Origin of the sequence: Microbacterium sp. H83, assembly GCF_001650405.1 — a bacterium.
Lineage (GTDB): Bacteria > Actinomycetota > Actinomycetes > Actinomycetales > Microbacteriaceae > Microbacterium.
Genome location: NZ_LWCU01000052.1, coordinates 1 through 625, shown reverse-complemented (window position 1 = coordinate 625; position 625 = coordinate 1). Strand labels below are relative to the sequence as shown.

Genomic DNA, 625 nt, shown 5'->3' with positions numbered 1-625 from the left:
CAGCGGCTCTGGCGCGAGGAAGGCCTCCGTGTCCCCCAGCGGCGGCGGCGCAAACGCGTCGGATCCTCGACCGTCGACGCCCCGGCAGCGGTCGCACCGAATCTCGTGTGGGCGGTGGACTTCCAGTTCGATGCCGACGAGCAGGGCCGCCCGATCAAGATCTGCTCCATCGTCGACGAACACACCCGTGAGTGCATCGGAGGGCTTGTCGAGCGGTCGATCACCGCGGACCGACTCACTGCCCACCTCGAGGACCTCGTCGCCGTCCGCGGCGCGCCCGCGGTGCTCAGATCAGACAACGGCCCGGAGTTCATCAGCGACGCGATGGCCGACTGGGCCGGCACCCGCACCGGCCTGTCCTACATTCCGCCCGGCTCGCCCTGGCACAACGGGTACGTCGAGTCGTTCAACAGCAGGCTCCGCGACGAGTGCCTGAACATCAACAGCTTCTACTCGCTGCTGCACGCCCAGGTCGTGATCGGCGACTGGAAGACCGAGTACAACCATGACCGCCGGCACTCATCGCTCGGATACCTCGCACCGGTCGACTACGCTCGGCAATGCACCCATCAACTGGAAACCGACGACTCGCACAGCGACCGGACCGAATGAAGGGGGCGGCCCA

At 67.0% G+C, this 625-nt stretch carries 1 pseudogene; it reads left to right on the top strand.

The features are described 5' to 3' along the window. A pseudogene (locus A4X16_RS14820) lies at positions 1 to 612 on the top strand (IS3-like element ISAar43 family transposase); the annotation flags it as partial. Positions 613 to 625: the final 13 nt, after the last annotated feature.